Consider the following 4372-nt stretch of genomic DNA (forward strand, 5'->3'; position numbering starts at 1 on the left):
CACCCGCCGCACCGCCGCCGCGCTGTCCGCCCGCCTGGGAGTACCGGTGGTCCCCGCCTACGCCTCCGCCGCCCCCTCCGTCGCCGACGCGGTCGCCGCGCTCGCCGCCCGGGGCCGCACCCAGGTGGCCGTCGCCTCCTACTTCACGGCCCCCGGACGCTTCCACACCGAGACCGCCGAGGCCGCCCCCGGCATCGTCGCCGCGCCGCTCGGCGCCCACCCCGACGTCGTCCGCCTGGTCCTGCGACGCCACGACGAGGCGGCCGCCACCGCCGCGCCGCCGCGCCACGCGCTCGCCGCGGCGTAGCGGATACGGGGCGGCTGTCGCCCACACCAATTACTGTCGTCCACATGGCAGGCAACGAACCGACCGCCGGATACGACGAGGCAGCCGTCGAGCGCTGGGCCCCGGAACCCGACAAGCGTCCCGGACGCACCGCCTTCCAGCGGGACCGCGCCCGGGTGCTGCACTCCGCCGCGCTGCGCAGGCTCGCCGGGAAGACACAGGTCGTCACCCCCGGCACCGTCCGCCTCTGGGACGCCAGCCCCCGCACCCGGCTCACCCACTCGCTGGAGTGCGCCCAGGTCGGCCGGGAGCTGGGCGCGGCCCTCGGCTGCGACCCCGACCTGGTGGAGGCCGCGTGCCTCTCCCACGACCTCGGCCACCCGCCGTTCGGGCACAACGGCGAGCAGGTGCTGGACGAGTTCGCCGCCGACTGCGGCGGCTTCGAGGGCAACGCGCAGTCGCTGCGGCTGCTCACCCGCCTGGAGCCCAAGCGGTTCGTCACCGACCGCACCACCGGCGAGATGACCAGCGTCGGCCTCAACCTCAGCCGTGCCGCGCTGGACGCCGCCGCCAAGTACCCCTGGCCGCGCGGCGGTCACCCGGCCGGTCCCGCCTTCCGCAAGTTCGGCGTCTACGAGGACGACCGCCGGATCTTCGACTGGGTCCGGGCCGACGCGCCCGCCCGCGACCGGGTCTGCTTCGAGGCGCAGGTGATGGACTGGGCCGACGACGTCGCCTACTCCGTCCACGACGTCGAGGACGGGCTGCACGCCGGTCACATCCAGCCCTCCCGGCTGCACAGCGCCGCCGACCGGCGCGAGATCTTCACGGTCGCGGTGCTGGACGCCCGGTACGTGCCCGCCGACACCGACCCGGAGGAGCTCGGCGCGGCCCTGGACCGGCTCCAGGCCCAGGAATGGTGGCCGCACGGCTACGACGGCAGCGCCGTCGACCAGGCCCGGCTCAAGGACGCCACCAGCCAGCTGATCGGACGGTTCTGCACCGCCGCCGAGACGGCGACCCGGGCCGCCTACGGGGACGGCCGGCTGACCCGCTACAAGGCGCAGCTGGTGGTGCCGCGCACCACCCGGATGGAGTGCGCGGTGCTCAAGGCCGTCGCCGACCTGTACGTGATGCAGCGGGCCGAGCAGGAGCGGCTGCGCGCCGACCAGCGGGTGGTCGTCGCCGAACTGGCGGAGGCGCTCACGGCGCGGGCGCCGGAGGGGCTGGACCCGCAGTTCGCGGCGCTGTTCGACGCCGCCGCGGACGACCGGGCGCGCAAGCGGGTGATCGTCGACCAGATCGCCTCCATGACCGACGCCTCGGCCCGGGCCCTGCACACCCGCCTCACCATGCAGGCCTGACCGCACGCCCCGGCCGAAAGGGGCCGTTACCGCCGGGGCAAGGACCGCGTGGCCTCTTCGGCAGGTTCTCCGCGGGCACTAGCCTCCGTGCGGGACGCTCATCCGGCACCACCGGAGAAGGAGGCACATCGTGGTCGACGCGGACCAGACGTTCGTCATCGTCGGAGGAGGCCTGGCCGGCGCGAAGGCGGCGGAGACGCTGCGCGCCGAGGGCTTCCGCGGGCGGGTGATACTGATCAGCGACGAACGGGACCACCCCTACGAGCGGCCCCCGTTGTCCAAGGGCTACCTGCTCGGTTCCGCGGACCGCGACAGCGCGCTCGTGCACGAGGCGGCCTGGTACGCCGCCCACGACATCGAGCTGCACCTCGGGCAGACCGTGGACGCGCTCGACACCGCGGCCCGGACCGTACGCCTGGGGGACGACGGCACGCTCGTCCCCTACGACCGGCTGCTGCTGGCCACCGGCGCCGAGCCGCGCCGGCTGGACGTGCCGGGCACCGACCTGGCGGGCGTCCACCACCTGCGGCGGTTCGCGCACGCCGAGCGGCTCAAGGGCGTGCTGGCCGCGCTGGGCCGCGACAACGGGCACCTGCTGATCGCCGGGGCCGGCTGGATCGGCCTGGAGGTCGCGGCCGCCGGACGGCACTACGGGGCCGAGGTCACCGTCGTCGAACCCGCTCCCACCCCCCTGTACGGGGTGCTGGGCCCCGAGCTGGGCAACGTCTTCGCCGAGCTCCACCGCGAGCGCGGGGTGCGGTTCCAGTTCGGGGCGAGGCTCACCGAGATCGTCGGCCAGGACGGGCTGGTCCTGGCAGCGCGGACCGAGGACGGCGAGGAGCACCCGGCGCACGCCGTGCTCGCCGCGATCGGCGCGGCCCCGCGGACCGCGCTGGCGGAGGCGGCCGGACTGGAGCTGGTGCCCCGCGAGCAGGGCGGCGGCATCGCGGTCGACGCCTCGCTGCGCACCTCCGACCCGCACGTCTTCGCGGCCGGCGACGTCGCCGCGTTCCCGCACCCGCTGTTCGGCGCCCGGCTGCGGGTGGAGCACTGGGCCAACGCCCTCAACGGCGGACCGGCGGCCGCCCGGGCCATGCTGGGGCGGGAGGTCCGCTACGACCGCGTCCCGTACTTCTTCTCCGACCAGTACGACCTGGGCATGGAGTACTCCGGGTGGGCTCCGCCGGGCGCCTACGACCAGGTGGTCATCCGGGGCGACGCCGGCAAGCGCGAGTTCATCGCGTTCTGGCTGAAGGAGGGCCGCGTCCTGGCCGGGATGAACGTCAACGTGTGGGACGTCACGCCCGCCATCCAGGACCTGATCCGCGGCGGCGCGCCCGTGGACCCGGACGCCCTGTCCGACCCCCGCGTCGCCCTGGACGCCCTCGTCGCCTGACCCGGCGGGGCCCGGGCCGCCGCCGGCACCGCCCCGCTGACGCCCATCCAGCGGTGGCTGTTCGACAGCGCGGGCGAGCAGGCCGGCCACTTCGCCCAGACCGTCTCCCTGGAGGTGGGCGACGACGTCGACGCGGCGGCGCTGGAGGACGCCCTCAACGACCTCCTGGCCCACCACGACGCCCTGCGCTCCCGCTTCACGCCCGGCGAGGGCGCAGGCGGCGCGGCGGTCCGCTGGCAGATCGACGCGACCGCGCCCCGCCTGGTACTCGCCCGCCACCACGGACCCGCGTCCGACGCACCGCACCACGGCCCCTTCGACCTCGCCCACGGCCCGCTGCTGCGCGCCGTGCTGCACGAGGCGGGCCCGGACCGGCCGCCCGTCCTGCACCTCGCCGTGCACCACCTGGTGGTCGACGGCGTCTCCTGGCGCGTCCTCCTCGAGGACCTCGACCACGCCTACCGGGCCCGGCGCGCGGGGCAGGACGGCGCGGCCGCCCTGCCGCCGAAGACCTCACCCCTGCGCCACTGGGCCGAACGCCTGACCCGGTACACCGCGGACGGCGGCTTCGACGCGGAACGCCCGTACTGGGAGCGGGCCGCGGCCGACGCCGGCACCACCCTGCCCGCGGACCGCGAGGGCGCGAACACCTACGACTCGGCCGCCGAGGTCACCGTCCGGCTGGCCCCCGACGTCACGACGGCCCTGCTGCGCACCCTGCAGGACACCTACCGCACCCAGGCCAACGACGCGCTGCTCACCGCGCTCGGCCGCGCCCTGTGCGACTGGAGCGGCCACCGGCGCGTCCTGGTCGACGTCGAGGGGCACGGCCGTGAGGAACTGTTCGACGACGTCGACACCGGCCGCACCGTCGGCTGGTTCACCACCCGGCACCCGGTCGCCCTCGCGGTCGCGCCGGACGCGGACTGGGACACGGCGCTCAAGCAGGTGAAGGAGCAGCTGCGGGCGGTGCCCCGGCACGGCATCGGGCACGACGCCCTGCGGTACCTCGCCGCGCCCGGAACCCTGCCCCAGGGACCGGCCGCCCAGATCAGCTTCAACTACCTCGGCCGCTTCGCGTCGACGGGCGGAGCGGACGGCCTCTACCGCGCCGCCGCCCGCCCGCTCGCCCTGGACGCCGACCCGCGCTGCGCCCGCCCGCACCCCCTGGAGGTCGTCGGGCGACTCCACGGCGACCAGCTGGAGTTCACCTTCCACCACTCCCGCGCCACGCACGACGGGGCGACCGTCGCGGGCCTCGCCGAGCGCTACGCCGACGCGCTCGCCGACCTCGCCCGGCACGCCGCCCGCCCCGGCGCGGCCGGC

The 4372-nt window shown here is 76.1% G+C and carries 4 protein-coding genes; all 4 read left to right on the forward strand.

What is annotated here, in order from left to right:
* A partial coding sequence (locus ACOV8S_RS21170; protein ID WP_448319399.1) for a sirohydrochlorin chelatase occupies window positions 1-307 on the forward strand: 307 nt, incomplete at its 5' end.
* Between the two features lie 44 nt (window positions 308-351).
* Window positions 352-1650 (forward strand): deoxyguanosinetriphosphate triphosphohydrolase, encoded by a 1299-nt coding sequence (locus tag ACOV8S_RS21175; RefSeq protein ID WP_448319401.1) that lies wholly within the window; start codon window positions 352-354, stop codon window positions 1648-1650.
* 130 nt (window positions 1651-1780) lie between these two features.
* Window positions 1781-3046 carry an NAD(P)/FAD-dependent oxidoreductase gene (locus tag ACOV8S_RS21180; protein WP_448319402.1) on the forward strand — a complete coding sequence of 422 codons (1266 nt, stop codon included), beginning with the start codon at window positions 1781-1783 and terminating at the stop codon, window positions 3044-3046.
* Between the two features lie 57 nt (window positions 3047-3103).
* Window positions 3104-4372: condensation domain-containing protein (locus ACOV8S_RS21185; protein ID WP_448319481.1), on the forward strand; the 1269-nt coding region annotated here is incomplete at its 3' end.

The organism is Streptomyces sp. CO7 (genome assembly GCF_053474865.1).

What these genes read in the sequence shown, in the direction of transcription:
- ACOV8S_RS21175 (WP_448319401.1), top strand. Translation starts at nt 352, where the DNA reads ATGGCAGGCAACGAACCGACCGCCGGATACGACGAGGCAGCCGTCGAG.